17 protein-coding genes and 2 tRNA genes are annotated in these 18114 nt (G+C 65.5%); 9 read left to right on the forward strand and 10 right to left on the reverse strand.

Going from position 1 to position 18114, the window contains the following annotated elements; all coding sequences use genetic code 11:
• Positions 1-85 precede the first annotated feature (85 nt).
• The 3 genes from ACW9UR_RS11510 to ACW9UR_RS11520 all read left to right on the forward strand — a co-directional run bounded on the left by ACW9UR_RS11510 (position 86) and on the right by ACW9UR_RS11520 (position 1200).
• Positions 86-418, forward strand: coding sequence for a TIGR02300 family protein (locus ACW9UR_RS11510; protein ID WP_458917106.1), 333 nt, complete (start codon positions 86-88; stop codon positions 416-418).
• An 83-nt stretch (positions 419-501) separates the two neighbouring features.
• A tRNA-Ala gene (locus tag ACW9UR_RS11515) sits at positions 502-577 on the forward strand.
• 353 nt (positions 578-930) lie between these two features.
• Entirely contained in the window at positions 931-1200 is a 270-nt protein-coding gene (locus ACW9UR_RS11520) for a hypothetical protein (protein ID WP_458917107.1), read from the forward strand.
• A gap of 27 nt (positions 1201-1227) precedes the next feature.
• Here the strand turns inward: ACW9UR_RS11520 and ACW9UR_RS11525 are convergent, their stop codons facing one another.
• Positions 1228-1404, reverse strand: coding sequence for a hypothetical protein (locus tag ACW9UR_RS11525; protein ID WP_458917108.1), 177 nt, complete (start codon positions 1402-1404; stop codon positions 1228-1230).
• A 75-nt stretch (positions 1405-1479) separates the two neighbouring features.
• Positions 1480-3861 (reverse strand): phosphoenolpyruvate synthase, encoded by a 2382-nt coding sequence (gene ppsA / locus ACW9UR_RS11530; protein ID WP_458917109.1) that lies wholly within the window; start codon positions 3859-3861, stop codon positions 1480-1482.
• Positions 3862-4000: 139 nt separating this feature from the next.
• On the opposite strand from ppsA, the gene ACW9UR_RS11535 reads away from it, so the two are divergent.
• From ACW9UR_RS11535 to ACW9UR_RS11550, 4 genes are all read left to right on the forward strand, one after another.
• The gene (locus ACW9UR_RS11535; protein WP_458917110.1) at positions 4001-4366 is read left to right on the forward strand and encodes a hypothetical protein; all 366 of its coding nucleotides are present in this window, start codon (positions 4001-4003) and stop codon (positions 4364-4366) included.
• Positions 4367-4400: 34 nt separating this feature from the next.
• Positions 4401-6980: a cation-translocating P-type ATPase gene (locus ACW9UR_RS11540; RefSeq protein ID WP_458917111.1), complete on the forward strand. Its 2580-nt coding sequence runs from the start codon at positions 4401-4403 to the stop codon at positions 6978-6980.
• A 68-nt stretch (positions 6981-7048) separates the two neighbouring features.
• Entirely contained in the window at positions 7049-8989 is a 1941-nt protein-coding gene (ftsH, locus tag ACW9UR_RS11545) for an ATP-dependent zinc metalloprotease FtsH (RefSeq protein ID WP_458917112.1), read from the forward strand.
• A complete protein-coding gene (locus ACW9UR_RS11550) occupies positions 8986-9429 on the forward strand; it encodes a DUF2267 domain-containing protein (protein WP_458917113.1) in 444 nt (147 codons plus the stop codon). Before ftsH ends, ACW9UR_RS11550 begins: the two co-directional genes overlap by 4 nt.
• Before the next feature lie 4 nt (positions 9430-9433).
• Here the strand turns inward: ACW9UR_RS11550 and ACW9UR_RS11555 are convergent, their stop codons facing one another.
• Positions 9434-10366, reverse strand: a complete 933-nt coding sequence (locus ACW9UR_RS11555) for a metallophosphoesterase (RefSeq protein ID WP_458917114.1) — start codon at positions 10364-10366, stop codon at positions 9434-9436.
• Between the two features lie 177 nt (positions 10367-10543).
• A tRNA-Lys gene (locus ACW9UR_RS11560) sits at positions 10544-10619 on the reverse strand.
• A 115-nt stretch (positions 10620-10734) separates the two neighbouring features.
• Between ACW9UR_RS11560 and dapF the strand changes: the two genes are divergently transcribed.
• A complete protein-coding gene (gene dapF, locus ACW9UR_RS11565) occupies positions 10735-11571 on the forward strand; it encodes a diaminopimelate epimerase (protein ID WP_458917115.1) in 837 nt (278 codons plus the stop codon).
• Positions 11568-12839, forward strand: a complete 1272-nt coding sequence (gene mtaB / locus ACW9UR_RS11570; protein WP_458917116.1) for a tRNA (N(6)-L-threonylcarbamoyladenosine(37)-C(2))-methylthiotransferase MtaB — start codon at positions 11568-11570, stop codon at positions 12837-12839. Before dapF ends, mtaB begins: the two co-directional genes overlap by 4 nt.
• Here the strand turns inward: mtaB and ACW9UR_RS11575 are convergent.
• The 6 genes from ACW9UR_RS11575 to hemC all read right to left on the reverse strand — a co-directional run bounded on the left by ACW9UR_RS11575 (position 12836) and on the right by hemC (position 18067).
• Positions 12836-14257 (reverse strand): MATE family efflux transporter, encoded by a 1422-nt coding sequence (locus tag ACW9UR_RS11575; protein ID WP_458917117.1) that lies wholly within the window; start codon positions 14255-14257, stop codon positions 12836-12838. The two genes, mtaB and ACW9UR_RS11575, sit on opposite strands and share 4 nt — an antisense overlap.
• Before the next feature lie 75 nt (positions 14258-14332).
• Entirely contained in the window at positions 14333-14827 is a 495-nt protein-coding gene (locus tag ACW9UR_RS11580) for a pseudoazurin (protein WP_458917118.1), read from the reverse strand.
• Between the two features lie 5 nt (positions 14828-14832).
• Complete coding sequence (locus ACW9UR_RS11585; RefSeq protein ID WP_458917119.1) at positions 14833-15249, reverse strand: c-type cytochrome; 417 nt, start codon at positions 15247-15249, stop codon at positions 14833-14835.
• Between the two features lie 94 nt (positions 15250-15343).
• Positions 15344-16558, reverse strand: coding sequence for a 5-aminolevulinate synthase (hemA, locus tag ACW9UR_RS11590; protein ID WP_458917120.1), 1215 nt, complete (start codon positions 16556-16558; stop codon positions 15344-15346).
• A gap of 204 nt (positions 16559-16762) precedes the next feature.
• Entirely contained in the window at positions 16763-17062 is a 300-nt protein-coding gene (locus tag ACW9UR_RS11595; protein ID WP_458917121.1) for a DUF6150 family protein, read from the reverse strand.
• Between the two features lie 63 nt (positions 17063-17125).
• Complete coding sequence (gene hemC, locus ACW9UR_RS11600; protein ID WP_458917122.1) at positions 17126-18067, reverse strand: hydroxymethylbilane synthase; 942 nt, start codon at positions 18065-18067, stop codon at positions 17126-17128.
• Between the last annotated feature and the right edge of the window lie 47 nt (positions 18068-18114).

Genomic DNA, 18114 nt, shown 5'->3' on the forward strand with positions numbered 1-18114 from the left:
CTGAAAGCGTGCTTTCCGAGTTTGACAAGACGAGAATGCTATGGCAGAGGGCGTCACTTGCCCAACAATGATGCGAGACTTGCTCATGCCGAAGGATGAATGGGGCGTAAAGCGCGTCTGCCCGTCGTGTTCGACGCGATTCTACGACCTGCAGCGTGACCCGATGACCTGCCCGAACTGCGGCGCGACGTTCGATCTCGAGAGCCTGCTGTCGAAGAAGGGCGCGAGCGTGCGGCCTGACAAGAAGGAACCCGAGCCCGCTTCGGTCTCGTCCAACACCGAGAACGACGACGACGTGGTTCTGGACGACGATGACGACGTCGAAATCGAAGACGATCTGCTGGACGACGATGACGACGATGACAATGTCAATCTCGACGACATCGCGGACGTGGCGAAAGACGACGACGAAAGCTGATCCGGGACGGGGCGAATTAGGGCTTGCACAAGCCTCGCCCCACCCATATGAAACGCCCACCCGAACGGATGGTGATTCATTCAGGGGCCATAGCTCAGTTGGGAGAGCGCTTGCATGGCATGCAAGAGGTCAGGGGTTCGACTCCCCTTGGCTCCACCATTCCCCTAAATCAGGAAGAAATTCAGTAACTTGCTGAATTTCAAAGGTGTTCCCCACAAGTTGTCACACTGAGGTGTCACAGTGGAGCTCCTTACAAAGATGCCGCGTCATACCCGGCTCTGCTGCCGTTGTGCCGCCTAATATGGTCGGGCGGCCATTCATCAGGACATCGCAGCCACCTACGGCAAGCGGGAAAAAAAACCTTCTCGCTGAAGACCAAGGACCATGCGAAAGCTGTTCGTAGGGTCCAAATCACGGCAGTCGGGGTGGATCAGAAATTTGATGAACACATGCTGTAGTTAGCGGGTCAGTAAGGACCAGCGCTTGACCAGCTGTCCTCTGAGCAGATCACCATGATCGAGGCCGTCCGTCTCCACCACCTGTTAGACGAGGACGAGGAAGTACGTCTAGATGGCTTCGAGGTGCTGGAGGGTGAAGATGACGTTCTCTGCCTGAGCTCACCACAGCAGCTCGACCCTCGCCCGAACTTCGAAGCGCGGGCGGAACTCGTTAAGGACATGGCCGCGTTCAACCGGGCGAACTACGCTTGCGGTAAGACACACTGTTTCTTCGAGATGAGTCAGAGGAGGCTCAGTCTTGGGAGGGTATCGGCCTTACGCTAGATCCCAAGTCAGCCTGTTGGGCGAAGCTCATGCTAGCTTTGCAGGAAGCGGCCACTGACGCCGCAGACGCACCGAAACAGCGAAGCGACGATGATATTGCCCCAGCACCTGTGGATTGACCGGGATCAGCAATGCCGCGACCCCGGGCACCAGCATTAAGGCGCCTGCAGCGACCGCAGCGCCCAGAATGAGACTCTCGCTCACCTGATCCTCCTTCGCCCCGTGACCGGTCGGCCACCTGCCCGGCAGATCATGCCTCTCAAACCATTTAGCGACGCCTCAGCCCCGCCGCTCGGCCTCGGCCACGTGGCGCTTCACTGCCAGAAAACTGTCCGGCGTCACCGAGATCGAGTCGATGCCCGCCGCCACCAAAAGCCGAGCGAACTCGGGATCGTTACTCGGCGCCTGCCCGCAGAGCCCGACCCGGGAACCCGCCGCTCGCGCCTTGGCAATCACCGTTTCGATCATCCACAGCACCGCCGGATCGCGTTCGCGGAAAAGCTCCGAGAGCGCCTCGGAATCCCGATCCACCCCGAGCGTCAGCTGCGTCAGGTCGTTCGAACCGATCGAGAACCCGTCGAAATGCGCCGCGAACGCCTCGGCGCGGATCACGTTCGAGGGGATCTCGCACATGACATAGACCTCGAGCCCGTTCTCTCCGCGGACAAGCCCGTTCTCGGCCATGACCTCCAGCACGCGCTCGGCCTCTTCTGTCGAGCGGCAAAACGGGATCATGATGATCACGTTACGGAAGCCCATCTCCTCACGCAGCCGCTTGATCGCACGGCATTCCAGGGCAAACCCGTCCCGATAGTTCGGCGAGTAGTAGCGCGACGCGCCGCGGAAGCCGATCATCGGGTTCTCTTCCGCCGGCTCGAATTGCGTACCGCCTAGAAGCTGCGCATATTCGTTGGTCTTGAAATCGCTCATCCGGACAATGGCCCGGTGTGGATACCAGGTCGCGGCGATCCGCGAGAGGCCCATGGCGAGCTCTTCGACGAAGTACTCGGTCCGGTCTGTATACCCCTTGGTCAGCGCGTCGATCCGCGCCCGCACCTCGGCATCTGTGATCTGGTTGTACCGGGTCAGCGCCAAGGGATGCACGCGGATCGCGTTGTTTATGACAAACTCCATCCGCGCCAGACCCACGCCGTCCGCAGGCAGACGCCACCAGCGCGCGGCGGCCGAGGGGTTCGCAAGGTTCAGCATCACCTTGGTTTTCGTATCGGGCACATCACCCAGCGCGATGTCCTCGACCTCGTAGTCCAGTTCGCCCTCGTAGATCGTCCCGCGGTCGCCCTCGGCGCAGCTGACTGTGACCGCCTGCTGGTCATGCAAGACATGCGTCGCGGTGCCGGTTCCGACTATGGCAGGCAAACCCAGCTCGCGGCTGACGATCGCGGCGTGCGAGGTGCGTCCGCCGTGATCGGTGATGATGGCCCTGGCGCGCTTCATGATCGGCACCCAGTCAGGATCTGTGGTCGCCGTCACCAGGATCGCGCCATCCACGAAACGCTCGATATCCTCGGGGCTTTCGATCAGGCAGACCTCGCCCGAGGCGATGGCCGATCCGACGCTGAGCCCCTTGAGCAGCACCGTGCCCGAACCCTTGAGGCTGTAAGACCGCATCGCACCGGTGTCGGCGCGCGACTGCACGGTCTCGGGGCGGGCCTGTACGATATAGAGCGCACCGGTATCGCCGTCGCGCGCCCACTCCATGTCCATCGGCTGACCGTAGTGTTCCTCGATGACGACCGCCTGCCGCGCCAGTTCCAGGATCTCGTCATCGGAGAGCACGAAGCGTTCCCGCTCGGCTTTCGAGGTCGGGACGTTGCGCGTCTCGCCGGCCCCTGGCGCGGCGTAGATCATCTTCTTTTCCTTCTCGCCCAGCGCCTTGGCAAGGATCGGCCGCAGCGCCGGGTCGGACAGGAACGGCTTGTAGACCTGGTATTCGTCGGGGTTCACTGCGCCCTGCACGACGTTCTCACCCAACCCCCAGGCCGCATTGATCAGCACCGCCTTGTCGAAGCCCGACTCGGTGTCGATCGAGAACATCACGCCCGAGCCGCCGGTATCGGCGCGCACCATCAACTGCACGCCCACCGAAAGCGCGACCTTCTGGTGCTCGAACCCCTTCACCTGACGGTAGGAAATCGCCCGATCAGTGAACAGCGAGGCAAAGCAGCGGCGGCAAGCATCGAGCAGTGCCTGCTCTCCTTGGACGTTGAGGAAAGTCTCCTGCTGACCCGCAAAACTCGCGTCCGGCAGATCCTCGGCGGTTGCGCTGGAACGCACCGCAACCGATGGCGCGGCCCGACCCGATCGCTCACCGAGCGTGTGATAGGCGGCCAGGATCTCCTCTCGCAGCGTCTTCGGCCACTCGCCTTCGAGGATCGCGCGGCGGATCGCGGTGCCCGCATCGTGCAGGGTGATGCGCCCGGTCGCCAGCCGGTCGAGCGCCTCGGCGATCCGGGCGTTCAGGTCGTTCTCGGACAAGTAGCCTCGGTAAGCATCCGCGCTGGTGGCAAAACCGGGCGGCACGCTGATGCCCTTCTGCCCGAGATTGCGTACCATCTCGCCAAGACTGGCGTTCTTGCCTCCGACCTTGGCGACATCGCCCCGTGCGAGGTCCTCGAACCAGAAGACCTGATCGCCTGCCATGGTGTATCCTCCCCCTTTTTATTGCGGCGATCTAGCCTGCCTGCGCCGGAAGCCGCCTTGATCCGCGTCAAAGAAGGGGTCCGCTCGCCGGGATAGACGGGACACTGGGGCACTTCGCCCGAAAGAGGGAGGCAAGGACATGAACCAATCAGAGCTCGAAGAACTCGCGCCCAAGGTCGAAGCGGCACCGGCGACCGACGGGGATCTGCGCGACGAAGTTATCACTGCGCTAAAGAACGTTCTGCCTGGCGGGACCCCGACAGCGATCAACACGGTGGACGGCGTGCTGCGCATCGTGGACGCGGCGGTTCCCGGTTGGGCGATCCACATCGAGGGTCGTGCGCAGGAGCCGGACGGGCATTGGCATTGCCAACTGCGCCATTCGAATTTCCGCGACAACGACGAGTTTATCGGACGCGGCCGCGGCGCCGTGCTCGAGCACGCGCTTCTGGCTGCCGTCCTGAGGGTCTACGCCTACCGTCTTCGGGACACCGCCGGCGCCTGATACCACAGGCGCCGCCCCGCACAGAGCAGCCGACATGACCGAGCAGGCGCCGATCCCGACAGCCGCTCTTCAAGGGCTCGACAGAGGCGCCATCGAGGCGGCCCGTGCACAATTCGGCTGGAACGAGCTGCCGCGCGCGAGGCGTGTTCCGGCGTGGCTCGTGTTCCTGCGTCAGTTCACCGGACTGCTGGTACTGATCCTCGTCGGCGCGGCTGTGATCGCGCTCGCCGTCGGCGAAACTGTCGACGCCATCACGATCGGCCTCGTCATCACCTTGAACGGCGTGCTCGGCTTCGTTCAGGAATGGCGCGCCGAGTCCGCGCTCGAGGCACTGCGCTCGATGATGGCGCCAACCGCGACCGTGCGGCGCGACGGGGCCGAGCGGACCATACCCGCACGTGAAATCGTCCCCGGCGACGTCGTTATCCTCGAGGCAGGCGACAGCGTCCCGGCGGACCTCGACCTGCTGAGCATCGTCAATCTGCAGATCGACGAAAGCGTCCTCACCGGCGAGTCGGTCCCCGTCGAGAAGGTGCTCGGCGCCGAACCGGCGCACGCCTTCACCGGAACGGCAGTAGTCTCGGGTCGAGGCGAGGGCGTCGTCTCGGCCATAGGTGCCGAGACCGAGTTCGGGCAGATCGCGGGGTTGACCGGTTCGGTCGGGATGAAGCGCACGCATCTGCAGGTGCAACTCGGCCGATTGGCGCGCAACCTCGGGATCGCGGCGGTCCTGCTGGCGGCCCTGGTCCTGGCGCTGGGGCTCGCCTCGGGCGGTGCGCCCCTCGAGATGTTCATGACCGGCCTGTCGCTTGCTGTCGCCATGGTGCCCGAGGGTCTGCCAGCGGTCGTGACGATCACGCTTGCCCTCGGCGCCTCGGCCATGGTCCGGCAGAACGCGCTGGCCCGCCGCTTGCAGGCCGTTGAGACGCTGGGCGCGGCATCCGTCATCTGTACCGACAAGACGGGCACCCTGACCGAGAACAAGATGACCGCGACGCGGATCTGGACGTCGGACGCGATCTACGAAGTCACCGGCACGGGCTACGACCCGACCGGCCACATCGCCCGCGACGGGGCGCGGGTCCGGGCAACCGACGATCCGGTGCTCGGCGCGCTGCTGACCACCGCACTGACCTGCACCCACGCGAGCCTCCGCCGCGAGGGGCACGACTGGGTGATGACTGGCGCGCCAACCGAAGGCGCGCTTGTGACGCTGGCGTACAAGGGCTGGGCCGAGGCGCCGAGCCAGGATGCCCACGAAGCGGAACTGCCGTTCTCGAGCGAGCGCAAGCGCATGACGGTTCTGGTGCGAACCGAAGCAGGTGAACGGCTCTTCACCAAGGGCGCGCCCGAGAAGGTGCTGGAGATCTGCACGACACTGGCCACCGGTTCCGGCGAGGTGGAGCTTGCCGAGGCGCTGCGAGAAGACATTCGTAGCGCCTATGCCGAGATGGCAGGCGCCGGCCTGCGGGTGATCGGCCTCGCCTCGCGCCCGGCGGGCGATGCCGGGCTGGTCGAGGAAAGCATGAGTTTCCTCGGTCTCGTCGGGCTGATCGACCCGCCCCGTGTCGAGGTTGCGGCTGCGATCCGCGGCGCCCGTGCCGCGGGCATCCGCGTGGTCATGATCACCGGCGACAGCCCGCTTACGGCGGCGGCCATCGCGAACCAGCTTGGCCTTGGCGCGCCGCGGTGCATCACCGGTGACCAACTGGAGGAACTGTCCGACACCGATCTGCACGACGCGCTCTCGGACAACGTGCTCTTCGCCCGCACCATGCCGATCCACAAGATGCGCATCGTCGAGACGCTGCAGGACATGGGCCATGTGGCGGCGATGACCGGCGACGGCGTGAACGACGCCCCGGCGCTGAAGCGCGCGGACATCGGTGTCGCGATGGGCATCCGAGGCACGGACGTCTCGAAGGACGCAGCCGATCTGGTGCTGCTCGATGACAACTTCGCCACCATCGTCCGCGCAATCGGCGAGGGCCGGAGGCAATTCGACAACGTCCGCAAATTCGTTCGCTATTTGCTGTCGTCCAACGCGGGCGAGGTCATTGCCATCGTCGCGAACCTGATGCTGGGCGGCCCGATCATCTTCTACGCAACGCAGATTCTTTGGATGAACCTTGTCACAGACGGCGTGACCGCCGTGGCGCTCGGCGCCGAGCGTGCCGAAGAGGGCCAGATGCGCCGACCGCCCCGCCACCGCGACGAGCCGGTGCTCGGCCTGAGCGGGCTGTGGATGATCCTGACCTTCGGCTCCTACACCGGGACGGCGAGCCTGTGGCTGTTCTACTCCCTCCAGCACCTCGGCGAGGACATTGCCCGGACGACGGCCTTCACCGGGCTCGTGGTGTTCGAGAAGATCAGCGTCTTCGCCTTCCGGTCCCACGACCAGCCCTGCAGCCGCATCGGCTGGTTCTCGAACCCGCTGCTTTTGGCGGCGCTGTCGGCCACACTTGCCGCGCAGCTTGCTGCCGTCTACTGGCCACCCATGCAGAAGCTGTTGCGTACGGTCCCGCTTGGGGCCGAGCAATGGCTGCTGATCGGCGCTCTCGCCCTGCCGCTGCTGGTGGTTCCCGAGGCGATCAAGATGTTGCGCAGCAAGTGAAGGGTCAGGCATCCTGCCTTTTGATCCACGTCAAGGCTCCCTGACCCGGCGCATGGCCGAATGGTGCCATGGAGGACCGCAACCCGAAACAACCCGAAGGCGGCCCCGGACAATGGGGCGGACCCGCCCTGCTGATCGGCTGGGTACTGATCGTGCTGCTGCTCGCCTATACCGCGACTGTGCAAGAGCGGGCGTCTGTAACACAGGTTTCCTACTCCGAGATGAAAGAACTGATCCGCAGCGGCGCGGCCACGAGCGCACTGCTGGAGGAGCACGCGATCACCGTCACATTGGGCGAGGGCGAGGCGCCGCAGCAGCGGGCGGTCGTGCCGGCGCAGGGCGATCCCGAGTTGCTACCGCTCCTGGAAACGCAGGGCGTCGAGATCGAGGCGCGGGCGCCGGTTGGCACCTCGGTCTTGGGTTTCATCCTGCCCTGGGTGGTTATCCTGCTCGTCTATCTCTGGCTTCAGCGGCGGATGCTGGGCGGGATCGGCGGTATGGGACCGCGCGGTCTGGGCGATCTGTTCACCGGCCGATTCTCAAAGCCCACTGCGCACACCTCAAGAGTGACTTTCGCCGACGTTGCCGGGCAGGACCAGGCCAAGAAGGAGGTCTCTGAACTGGTCGAATTCCTGCGCGAGCCTGAACGGTTCGAGGCGGTAGGCGCCGAGGTCCCGCACGGCGTGCTGCTGATGGGCCCGCCCGGCACCGGCAAGACGCTGCTGGCCAAGGCTCTCGCCGGAGAAGCGGACGTGCCGTTCTTCTCGACCTCTGGCTCGGAGTTCATCGAGGTATTCGTCGGCGTCGGCGCCGGCCGGGTACGGCGCATGTTTGAGGCTGCCCGCAAGGCCGCGCCTTCGGTCGTGTTCATTGACGAACTGGACAGCATCGGCCGCACGCGTGGCACCGGCCTTGGCGGCGGGCACGACGAGCGCGAGCAGACGCTGAACCAGATTCTGGCCGAGCTCGACGGGTTCGCCGCGCGCGAGGCGGTGGTGGTGCTGGCCGCGACAAACCGGCCGGACGTGCTCGACCCCGCGCTGTTGCGCCCCGGCCGCTTCGACCGGCATGTCACGCTGAACCTGCCCGACCGCGACGCGCGGCGAGCGATCCTGGATATTCACGCGCGCAAACTGCCACTGGAAGACACCGGGGACCTTGATGCGATCGCCGCCGGAACGCCCGGCTTCTCAGGCGCGGATCTCAAGAACCTTCTGAACGAGGCCGCCATAGCCGCCGCCCGTCGCCATGACGTGCTGGTGACCGAGGCCGACCTTCAAGACGCCCGCGACAAGGTGATGATGGGCACCGTCCGCACGCTCGCCATCCAGCCGGAGGAGCGGCACAGGCTGGCCGTACACGAGGCCGGGCACACGGCGGTCGCCTTCTTCACCCCCGGCGCGGACCCGCTCTACAAGGTCACCATCATTCCGCGGGGCCGCAGCCTCGGCGGGACGCACATGCTGAGCACCGAGGAACACCACACCCTGCCCGAGGATTACCTGCGCACGCAGCTCAAGATCCTGCTGGCGGGCCGCGCGGCGGAGCGGCTGTTCATCGGCTCGGTCAGTTCGGGCGCGGACGACGACATACGCAGGGCAACCGAGCTTGCCCGCTCGATGGTCGCGCGTTGGGGCATGACCGACGAGATCGGCCCCGTGGACTTGCGCCAGCGCGAGGATCATCCGTTCCTCGGCCAGTCGATCGCCCAGCCGAGGGAGCATTCCGACGAAACCGCGGCGCGGGTCGATACGGCGGTGGCGGAACTGCTGAAGTCATCCGAAGCCGCCGCGAAGGAGGTGCTGACCGACCACCGGGAGGAGGTGCTCTACCTGGTGCGTGAACTCGAGGCGCGCGAGGTGCTGGATATCGACGAGATCCAGACCTGCCTCGACTCCGGCGGCAAGGTCCGGCCGTTCGATCCGGACCGCAACGGCGGGCGGGACCGCACGGTCGATCCGACGCGGCCGCCCCGGACGGGGGCGAAACCCGAAGGGAGGGAGCAATGACCACGACAGGGCTGAAGGTCTTCGACGACACGATCCACACGACGAACGGCTGGCTGCACGAGCTGAACAGTCGCATGGGCTGGGATGACCGCCAGGCCGCGTGGCGGCTGCTGCGCGTTGGCCTGCACGCGATCCGTGACAGGATGCCGGTGAACGCGGCGGCGCACTTCAGCGCACAGCTTCCGATGCTTGTGCGGGGCATGTTCTACGAGGGCTGGCAACCGGCGAAGGTCCCCCACAAGGTCGAGACGCCCTACGCCTTTCTCGCGCCGCTACGCGAAGCGTTCTCCCACGATTTCAACTTCGACGCCGAAGCCGCGTTTCGCGAGCTTCTCGATGTGCTGCGCATGCACGTTTCGGCCGAGGAACTGGACAACATCAAGGCCGTCATGCCCGCCGAGTTGAAGCCGCTCTGGGAGAAAGCGCCGATCGGACCGTAAAACGCTAGTGCACGACAACCTGCTCCAAGGAGATCCCGCAATCCCCGAAAGATCCTGTATAGGTCACGAGCGGCCCGCCCTTGCCAGCGGAATAATCCAGGCACAGCGCGTTCGCCGCCTGAAGTTCGGGCTCGCCGGTCAGCCAGTAGTGACCGAAGAACACCGGTTTTCCGTCGACGGGGTAGGTTCGGGTTTGAACGTCTTTCGGTAGCTCGGCGTCCGGCAGTTCCTCGAGATCCGGCACCGAGGTCGCGATCTCGCGCCAGGTCCTTGCATTGGTGTTCCACCATTGCAGTCGAACCTCCCTCCTGACCGTCCCCTCCTTGTCGGAGATCGAGAACCCCGGCGGCAGGGCACACTCCGGCCCCTTTGTCGTCCGCTCGACAAGCTCGGCCAACTCATTGCCGCTTCCTGGACTTGCCGCATCCCGCAGTTGCTGCTCGGAAAGCACTCCGTCTCCGGTCAACTCGCGCAACCTGCCTATCGTGACCTCATCCCAGCAGGCATGAACCGCCCGAAACCCGCGCTCTTCGAGAAAAAGCGGCAGCCCCGCCATCCACGCAAGAACGTCCCGGGTCTGCGGAGCACCGAGCGGGAACTCCGTCAGAAAGCTCTCGTGCTGGCGAATATTCTTTGCCGAATGGGGCCGCAACGGCATCCCTGTCGCAGGGTCGAGAGTATGGAAATGCAGGGCGTTCAATTCGTGATTGCCCATGACGGCTCTTGCCTTGCCGGAATCCATCAGGCTGCGAACAGTCCCAAGGACAGCCCGGTTAGCGCGGCCCCGATCGATGAAGTCGCCCAGGAACACGATTTCCCGATCCGGCTGAACATGCAGCCACCCGCTTGGTTTCCTTTGCCAACCAAGCCGGCCAAGCGCCTTTTGCAGCTTCTCCGACTGACCGTGAATGTCAGGAATGATATCGAATGTTGTCATATGTTTTGTGACTCTGGATGGAAATGAGTGTTGGCCGAGCGACCTCGAGCCGCCAGCTATGACGCTGCCGGCTGTAGATTTCGAATTGTTCGGGGGACATCGGATTACCGACTTCGGGCGACCGACCTGCAAGCTTGCAGATCACGTGCGCCTGAGACAGCGGTACTTGGAGTAACGTGGTGAGCCGTGCAGGATTCGAACCTGCGACCCACTGATTAAAAGTCAGTTGCTCTACCAACTGAGCTAACGGCCCACGCAGGCCGCGGAGATAGACGGCACGGGCGATGGGGTCAAGACCAAACTTGAAGATTTCTGCCATGCTTCCGCGGGTCTGGCGCGAAAGCCCGGTTGCGCCTATATCACGCGCCATGAATCAGGCAGCCCAGACCTCGCCGGCCCTGCGTTTTGTAAAAATGCATGGCCTCGGCAATGATTTCGTGATCGTCGACGCCCGCGGGGCGGCCGACCCGGTCACACCTGCGCTGGCGCGCGCGCTTGGCGACCGGCACCGGGGCGTGGGCTTCGACCAACTCGCGGTGATTCACAACGATCCGCAGGAAACCGTGCGCCTGACGTTCTGGAATGCGGATGGCAGCCTGTCGGGAGCGTGCGGTAACGCCACCCGCTGCGTCGCGCGGCGACTGATGGACGAGACTGGCGCCGCCCGCGTCACCCTGCGCACGGATTTCGACGTTCTGGTTGCCGAGGATGCGGGCGACCGGCTGACGCGCGTCAACATGGGCCGTCCGGCGCTGGACTGGCAGGATGTGCCGCTGGCGCGCGAGATGGACACGCTGGAGCTGCCCCTCGAGGGCGGCCCGGTTGCACTGAGCATGGGCAATCCACACTGCGTCTTTTTCACCGACGACGCTGAGAATGCCGACATCACCGCCCAGGGGCAGCGGTTCGAGACAGATCCGCTCTATCCCCAGCGCACCAATGTCGAGATGGTCGAGGTGCAGGCCCGCGACCGGCTGCGGCTGCGGATCTGGGAGCGCGGTGTGGGGATCACGCTGGCCTCGGGTTCCTGCGCCTGCGCGGCGCTAGTGGCGTCCGCGCGGCGCGGCCTGACGGACCGTGCGGCGACGGTCATTGTGGATGGCGGCACGCTGCACGCCGACTGGCGCGAGGACGGCGTTTGGATCACCGGCCCGACGCAGGAGGTCTTCGAGGGGGTGCTGTCACCGGCACTGCCGCTGGCATGAAGCCGCCCGTCTTCGAAACCTTCGGCTGCCGGCTGAACGCCTACGAGACCGAGGCCATGCGCGAGCTGGGTGAGGCCGCCGGGCTGGACAATACAGTCGTGGTCAACACCTGCGCCGTCACCGCCGAGGCCGTGCGGCAGTCTCGACAGCGCATTCGACGACTGCGCCGCGAGCACCCGGACGCGAAGATCGTCGTCACCGGCTGCGCCGCGCAGACCGAGCCCGAGACCTATGCCGCGATGCCCGAGGTCGACCTGGTGATCGGCAACCTCGAGAAAATGCGCGCCGAGACCTGGGAAGGTGTCGCCAAGGGCCCGGACTTCATCGGGCAGACCGAAAAGGTGCAGGTCAACGACATCATGTCCGCGACCGAGACCGCCGGTCATCTGATCGACGGCTTCGGCACCCGCGCACGCGCCTATGTGCAGGTGCAGAACGGGTGCGACCATCGGTGCACCTTCTGCATCATTCCCTATGGGCGAGGCAATTCGCGGTCGGTGCCGGCAGGTGTCGTGGTCGAACAGATCGCGCGACTGGTGGGCAGCGGCTACCGCGAGGTTGTGCTGACCGGCGTCGACCTGACTAGCTGGGGAGCAGACCTGCCCGGAGAGCCGCGCCTGGGCGATCTGGTGCAGCGCATCCTGAAGCTGGTGCCGGACCTGCCGCGCCTGCGGATCAGCTCGATCGACTCGATCGAGGCCGATCCCGCGCTGATGGACGCCATCGCCGGGCAACCCCGGCTGATGCCCCATCTGCACCTGAGCCTTCAGGCCGGCGACGACATGATCCTCAAGCGGATGAAGCGGCGCCATCTCCGGGACGACGCCATCCGGTTCTGCGAGGAAGCTCGCCGCCTGCGCCCGGACATCGTGTTCGGCGCGGACATCATTGCCGGGTTCCCGACCGAAACCGAGGCGATGTTCGAAAACTCCTTGAAACTGGTCGAGGACTGCGGCCTGACCTGGCTGCACGTCTTCCCCTACTCGCCACGTCAGGGCACGCCCGCCGCGCGCATGCCCGCCGTTGACGGCACCGCCATCAAGGACCGGGCGGCGCGACTGCGGGCGCTCGGAGACGCCCAGGTTGCCCGCCATCTAGCAGCGATGACCGGCCGCACCGAGCCGGTGCTGATGGAGAATACCTCGCACGGCCGCACCCCCAGCTTTGCCGAGGTGGACCTTGAGGGCAGCGCGCCCGAGGGGCAGATCGTTCAGGTCCGCCTGACCGGCAATGCCAACGGCCGCCTGACAGGCACCCTGGCCGCCTAAGCCTTAACCCGCGCCGGGTAGCGCACCAGCCCCAGCTTGTCCCGCTGCACGAACCGCCAGGTCAGCATCACTGCCGCCGCCGACAGGCCCAGCGCCAGGCCGATCCACACGCCGATGCCACCCATGCCGAGCGGGAAAGCCAGCACCCAGGCTGCAGGGATCCCGAGGCCCCAGTAGCTTGCCACGGCCATCCACATCGGCACACGCGTGTCTGACAGACCGCGCAGCAGCCCGACCGAGATCACCTGAAGCGTGTCCACCACCTGGAAGACCGCAGCCACAGCCAGTAGGCCGGTCCCGGTCGCCACGATTGCGGCGCGCTGCGGCTCGTCATTGTCGAGGAAGGCCCGGACCAGCGTCTCGGGCAACAGCCACAGCACCAAAGCGCCCGACAGCGCCACTGCCAGCGACATCGCCATCACCGTGCGCGCGCCACGGTCCAGCCCGTGAGAATCGTGCCGCCCCAGCGCATGGCCGACACGAACGGTCCCCGCGCTCGCAAGGCTCAACGGGATCATGAAGATCACCGAGATGACCTGAAGCGCGATGCCGTGCGCGGCCAGCGGGATCGTTCCCAACCGCCCCATCAGCAGCGAGCTGACCGAGAACATGCCGACCTCGGCCAGGATCGTCGCGCTGATCGGCAGGCCTAGGCGCAGCACCTCGCGGAACGCCTCCCAGTCGGGGCGCAGGAAACGCACGAACAGCTCGTATTTCTTCAGCGCAGGGCGGCTCAGCGCGTAAGCCACCAGAAGCACCAGGATCAACGACTGCGAGCCCAGCGTCGCGATGGCCGCGCCCCGGATCCCCAGCGCAGGTGCACCCCAGTTGCCGAAGATGAACATCCAGTTCAGCACGACGTTCAGGCCCGCCCCCGCCAGCGTCGCCCACATCACGACCTGCGTGCGCTCCAGCGCCGAGAGATAGGAGCGCAGCACCATCACCGCGACAGCGGGGTAGAGCGCCCATTGCGCGACGCCAAGGTATTGCACGGCCAGTTCGATCAGCTCGGGGTCCTGCCCGGTCAGGCGGAAGATCGGCCCGGCGAACCACAGCGGCACCATCAGCACGCTCACAACCAGGGCGCCGACCCAGAGGCCCATGCGCACCACACGGCGCACGCCGCGCACATCGCCCGCCCCCGCCGCCGAGGATGCCATGGGCATCACCGCGTAGGCAAAGCCGGTCCCGGCGATAAAGCCGATGAAGAACAGCGTCGTGGCCAGCACGCCGGCGGCCAACGCCTCGGCGCTGAGCCAGCCCAGCATGACCGTGTCGGTAACCTGGATCGCCTGCTGGGTCAGCTGCGCGGCGATCAAGGGCGCGCCGATCTTGAGCGTCGCCCGGATGTGCCAGCCCCATCCCTGCGGACGAGCCGGGACGCTGGCGCTATCGCGCGGAGTGCTGGCGACGGTCATGGAAAGGCTCCCCCTTGCGCTCCGCCTATAAAACCGGCGGCGCGGGGGATCAATGCCGCACGAGGCGGCGCCTTGTCAGGCGCTGTCTTCGGCCAGAAGCGCCTCGGCGCGGGCGAACAGGTCCTCGTAGCGCTCAGCGGCGCGGCCCCGTTGGCGAACGGCCCGCGCAGCGTCGAAATTCACGGTCGCATCGCCGACGAGCACAAGGCCCACCATCCCCATCGACAGGTGCGGGGTGCAGTGGAAGCCGTAGGTGCCCTCGATGTCGAGCGTCAGATCGAAGGGATCGTTGATCTTGCTGCGCCACGGCTCGGCACCTTCGGGCAGCATGCCATCTGTTGAAGCCGTATTGTGGCCCCGGTCGGACGGCAGGAAACGAAGGGTGGTGCCTGACGGGACACGGACCAAGTCCGGCGCGAAAACCATCTGGCGCTTGCCGTCCTCGGGGTCGCGGTTAAGCATCCGCACTTCGACGACCTCACCGGCCACAACCCGGCGCGCAGACAGTGCGACAGCCCCGGCGCCCAGAAGCGCCAGGTGCTGCCGTCTGGTTTGTATTGGTCCGGTCAAACGGCTCAGGACTCCGGGCCGACGCTGGCCAGGTAAGCCCAGATGTCTTCTGCGCCGTCGCGCAGACGGAAGCTCATCTTCGAGCGGGCCGAGCTGTCATCCAGGTATTCCTGCAGGAAGCTGCGCGGATCGGCGGTGTAAGCCGCGAAATCCTCGACGTTCCAGGTCAGCCCTGCTTCACCAGCAGCCACGAGGCTTTCACCGTAGTTGAAATCCTCGACGGTGCCCGCCTGCCGGCCGGCGATCCCATAGAGGTTCGGCCCGGTCTTGCCACGCCCGTCGATCACCTCGTCGCCATTGGCGATCACATGGCAGGACGAGCAGCGCTTGAACAGGTTCTTGCCATTCTCGGCGTCGCCGTCCTGGGCGAAAGCGGCGACGGGTAGCACGGCCAGGGCCGCAGCTGTGACGAGGGTCTTCATGAGTTTCCTCCGGGATGGGACCTTTTACGTCTTTCGAAATAGGGCAATCGCCCCCCTCCGGCAAAGACACTTTGTCGCGCGGAGGCATGATTTCTCAGGCGACGGCCCGCGCAAGGGCGCAATGCTTCCACAATGCATGGAGCGCGCCGACCAGATGATCGATGTCCGCATCCGTGTGCCCCGGCCCCGGGGTGAAGCGAAGCCGCTCGGTCCCTTTGGGCACGGTCGGGTAGTTGATCGGCTGGACGTAGACGCCATGCTCCTCGAGCAGCACGTCCGAGATCATCTTGCACTTCACCGGGTCCTTCACCATCACCGGAACGATGTGGCTGGGGTTCGGCAGGTGCGGAATGCCCATCGCATCCAGGCGCGCACGCAGCTTGGCGACCTGCTGTTTCTGACGCGCCCGCTCCCAATCGCTTTCCTTCAGGTGCTGGATCGAAGCCAACGCACCCGCCGCCAGCGCCGGCGGCAAGGCGGTCGTGAAGATGAACCCGCTCGAGAACGACCGGATGAAATCGACCAGCGCCGCCGATCCGGTGATGTAGCCGCCCATCACGCCAAACGCCTTACCCAGCGTACCTTCGATCAGGGTGATACGGTCCATCAGACCCTCGCGCTCGGCCACGCCGCCACCGCGCGGGCCGTACATGCCGACCGCGTGCACCTCGTCGATATAGGTCATTGCGCCAAACTCGTCGGCGAGATCGCAAATCTCCTTGATGGGCGCGATGTCCCCATCCATCGAGTAGACCGACTCGAACGCAATGATCTTGGTCGAATCGACCGGGCACTCTTCCAGCTTGCGGCGAAGATCCTCGACGTCGTTGTGCTTCCAGATCTTCTTCTCGCATCGCGCGTGGCGGATGCCCTCGATCATCGAGGCATGGTTCAGCGCATCCGAGAGGATCACCGCGTTCGGCAGTCGCGAGCCGAGCGTGCCCAGCGTAGCCCAGTTTGAGACGTAGCCGCTGGTGAACAGCAGTGCGGCTTCCTTGCCGTGCAGGTCCGCGAGTTCCTTCTCGAGCAACACGTGGTGGTGGTTCGTGCCCGAGATGTTGCGGGTCCCGCCCGCGCCGGCACCGGATTTGTCCAGCGCCTCGTGCATCGCGTTCAGCACCTTGGGATGCTGGCCCATGCACAGATAATCGTTGGAGCACCACACGGTAACGTCGCGCACGCCCGCGTCACGATGGTTCAGGGCGCGCGGGAAGTTGCCGCGTTCGCGTTCGAGGTCAGCGAAGAATCGATAGTTCCCCTCCTGCCGCAGGGTATCGAGCTGGGCATTGAAGAGAGCGTCGAAATCCATCCTTCGGGACCTTTCACCATCACCGCCGATGCGGCCTTGCGTCGAAGATATCTGTCAGAAAACGCCACATTCAACAACCTATGCCAACAGGCCGCAACGCCGCAGGGTCACACCCTGACGCGGTTTTGATCCGGTTGGCTGTCTCAGAGACGCCTTTCCACACCAAGTTCTGGGCCAATTGTCCGATGCGAACATTGACCGAGGTCAATTCCGCGTTTGACATAGCCGCCCGCGCAACCGGTGAGGCCGGGACCATCCGGCCATTGCCCGCCGCGGCACGAAGGCAATGCGGAGATCCGCTCCCATATGGTCAGGCTGCTTGAGATAGACCGAGATCTGCGCACTGTGACGTTCCGGCACGAAGGACCAGATCTGCTCGGTCCATGCATGCGCCTGCGCAGCGTCGTCGCGGAACACCGAAAGATCCGCCATCGCCGGATTGCTCAGGACCTCCACCGTGAGATCGGCATAGTTCGGATTCGAGACTTCCAAGACGCGAGCCATCCGCGCCCCTCCCCGGGGAACACCCGTACCAGGTTACTGTCCCGGTATAGTACCCTGAAATCGTCAGGAGTCGAAGAATCCCGGCCCGGCGCGCCCACGCAGCTCGGCCGCTGCGGCAGCGCCCATCGCCGCTCCATCATCGATTGCGCCCTCCGCCTCGGTCGTCAGGCTTTCGGAACCGTCGGGCCGGATGATCTCGCCCCGCAAGCGCAAGCGATCGCCTGTCAGTTCCGCCAGCCCCCCGATCGGCGTCTGGCACGAGCCGTCGAGCCCCGCCAGAAACGCCCGCTCGGCCGCCAGCCGCAGCCCGGTGTCCCGGTCGTGGAGCGGGACCAGCAGCGCCGAGGTCGCCTCGTCCGCCTCGCGCCGCTCGATCCCGATAGCGCCCTGCGCCACGGCGGGCAGCATGTCGTCCACCTCGATTGCCGTGTGCGGCACCCGGTCGCCCATCTGCAGCCGGTTCAGCCCCGCCATGGCCAGGAAAGTTGCCTGCGCCACACCGTCCGCCAGCTTGCGCAGCCGTGTCTGCACGTTGCCCCGGAACTCGACCACCTGCAGATCCGGCCTCCGGTGCAGCAGCTGCGCCCGCCGCCGCAGCGACGAGGTGCCCACAACCGCCCCTTGCGGCAGATCCGCAAGCCAGCCGCCGTCGAGTGCCACGAACGCGTCCCGCACATCCTCGCGCGGCAGGTAGGTGTCGAGGGTCAGCCCGGACGGCTGCTCTACCGGCATGTCCTTCATCGAGTGTACGGCGATGTCGATGTCGCCGGCCAGGAGCGCATCCTCGATCTCGCGGGTGAACAGGCCCTTGCCGCCTATCTCGCCCAAGGGCCGGTCAAGCACCCGGTCGCCCGTGGTCTTGATGACCACCACCTCGAAGGCGTCCTCGGGCAGGTCATGCGCCGTCATCAGCCGGTCGCGGGTCTCGTGCGCCTGCGCCAGCGCCAGCGGAGAGCCGCGGGTGCCTATGCGAAGGGGCTGATCTGGTGAGGGCAGGTTCGTCATGGCGCGGACCCTAGCCCCGCGCCCCGGCGGGTGCAATCGCCGCACCG

The sequence above is a fragment of the Halovulum sp. GXIMD14794 genome (assembly GCF_054457455.1).

Bases quoted from the DNA above. Each gene is read 5' to 3' on its own strand.
- ACW9UR_RS11510 (WP_458917106.1), top strand. From the start codon at position 86: ATGCCGAAGGATGAATGGGGCGTAAAGCGCGTCTGCCCGTCGTGTTCG.
- ACW9UR_RS11520 (WP_458917107.1), top strand. From the start codon at position 931: ATGATCGAGGCCGTCCGTCTCCACCACCTGTTAGACGAGGACGAGGAA.
- ppsA (WP_458917109.1), bottom strand. From the start codon at position 3,861: ATGGCAGGCGATCAGGTCTTCTGGTTCGAGGACCTCGCACGGGGCGAT.
- ACW9UR_RS11535 (WP_458917110.1), top strand. From the start codon at position 4,001: ATGAACCAATCAGAGCTCGAAGAACTCGCGCCCAAGGTCGAAGCGGCA.
- ACW9UR_RS11540 (WP_458917111.1), top strand. From the start codon at position 4,401: ATGACCGAGCAGGCGCCGATCCCGACAGCCGCTCTTCAAGGGCTCGAC.
- ftsH (WP_458917112.1), top strand. From the start codon at position 7,049: ATGGAGGACCGCAACCCGAAACAACCCGAAGGCGGCCCCGGACAATGG.
- ACW9UR_RS11550 (WP_458917113.1), top strand. From the start codon at position 8,986: ATGACCACGACAGGGCTGAAGGTCTTCGACGACACGATCCACACGACG.
- ACW9UR_RS11555 (WP_458917114.1), bottom strand. From the start codon at position 10,366: ATGACAACATTCGATATCATTCCTGACATTCACGGTCAGTCGGAGAAG.
- dapF (WP_458917115.1), top strand. From the start codon at position 10,735: ATGAATCAGGCAGCCCAGACCTCGCCGGCCCTGCGTTTTGTAAAAATG.
- mtaB (WP_458917116.1), top strand. From the start codon at position 11,568: ATGAAGCCGCCCGTCTTCGAAACCTTCGGCTGCCGGCTGAACGCCTAC.
- ACW9UR_RS11575 (WP_458917117.1), bottom strand. From the start codon at position 14,257: ATGACCGTCGCCAGCACTCCGCGCGATAGCGCCAGCGTCCCGGCTCGT.
- ACW9UR_RS11585 (WP_458917119.1), bottom strand. From the start codon at position 15,249: ATGAAGACCCTCGTCACAGCTGCGGCCCTGGCCGTGCTACCCGTCGCC.
- hemA (WP_458917120.1), bottom strand. From the start codon at position 16,558: ATGGATTTCGACGCTCTCTTCAATGCCCAGCTCGATACCCTGCGGCAG.
- ACW9UR_RS11595 (WP_458917121.1), bottom strand. From the start codon at position 17,062: ATGGCTCGCGTCTTGGAAGTCTCGAATCCGAACTATGCCGATCTCACG.
- hemC (WP_458917122.1), bottom strand. From the start codon at position 18,067: ATGACGAACCTGCCCTCACCAGATCAGCCCCTTCGCATAGGCACCCGC.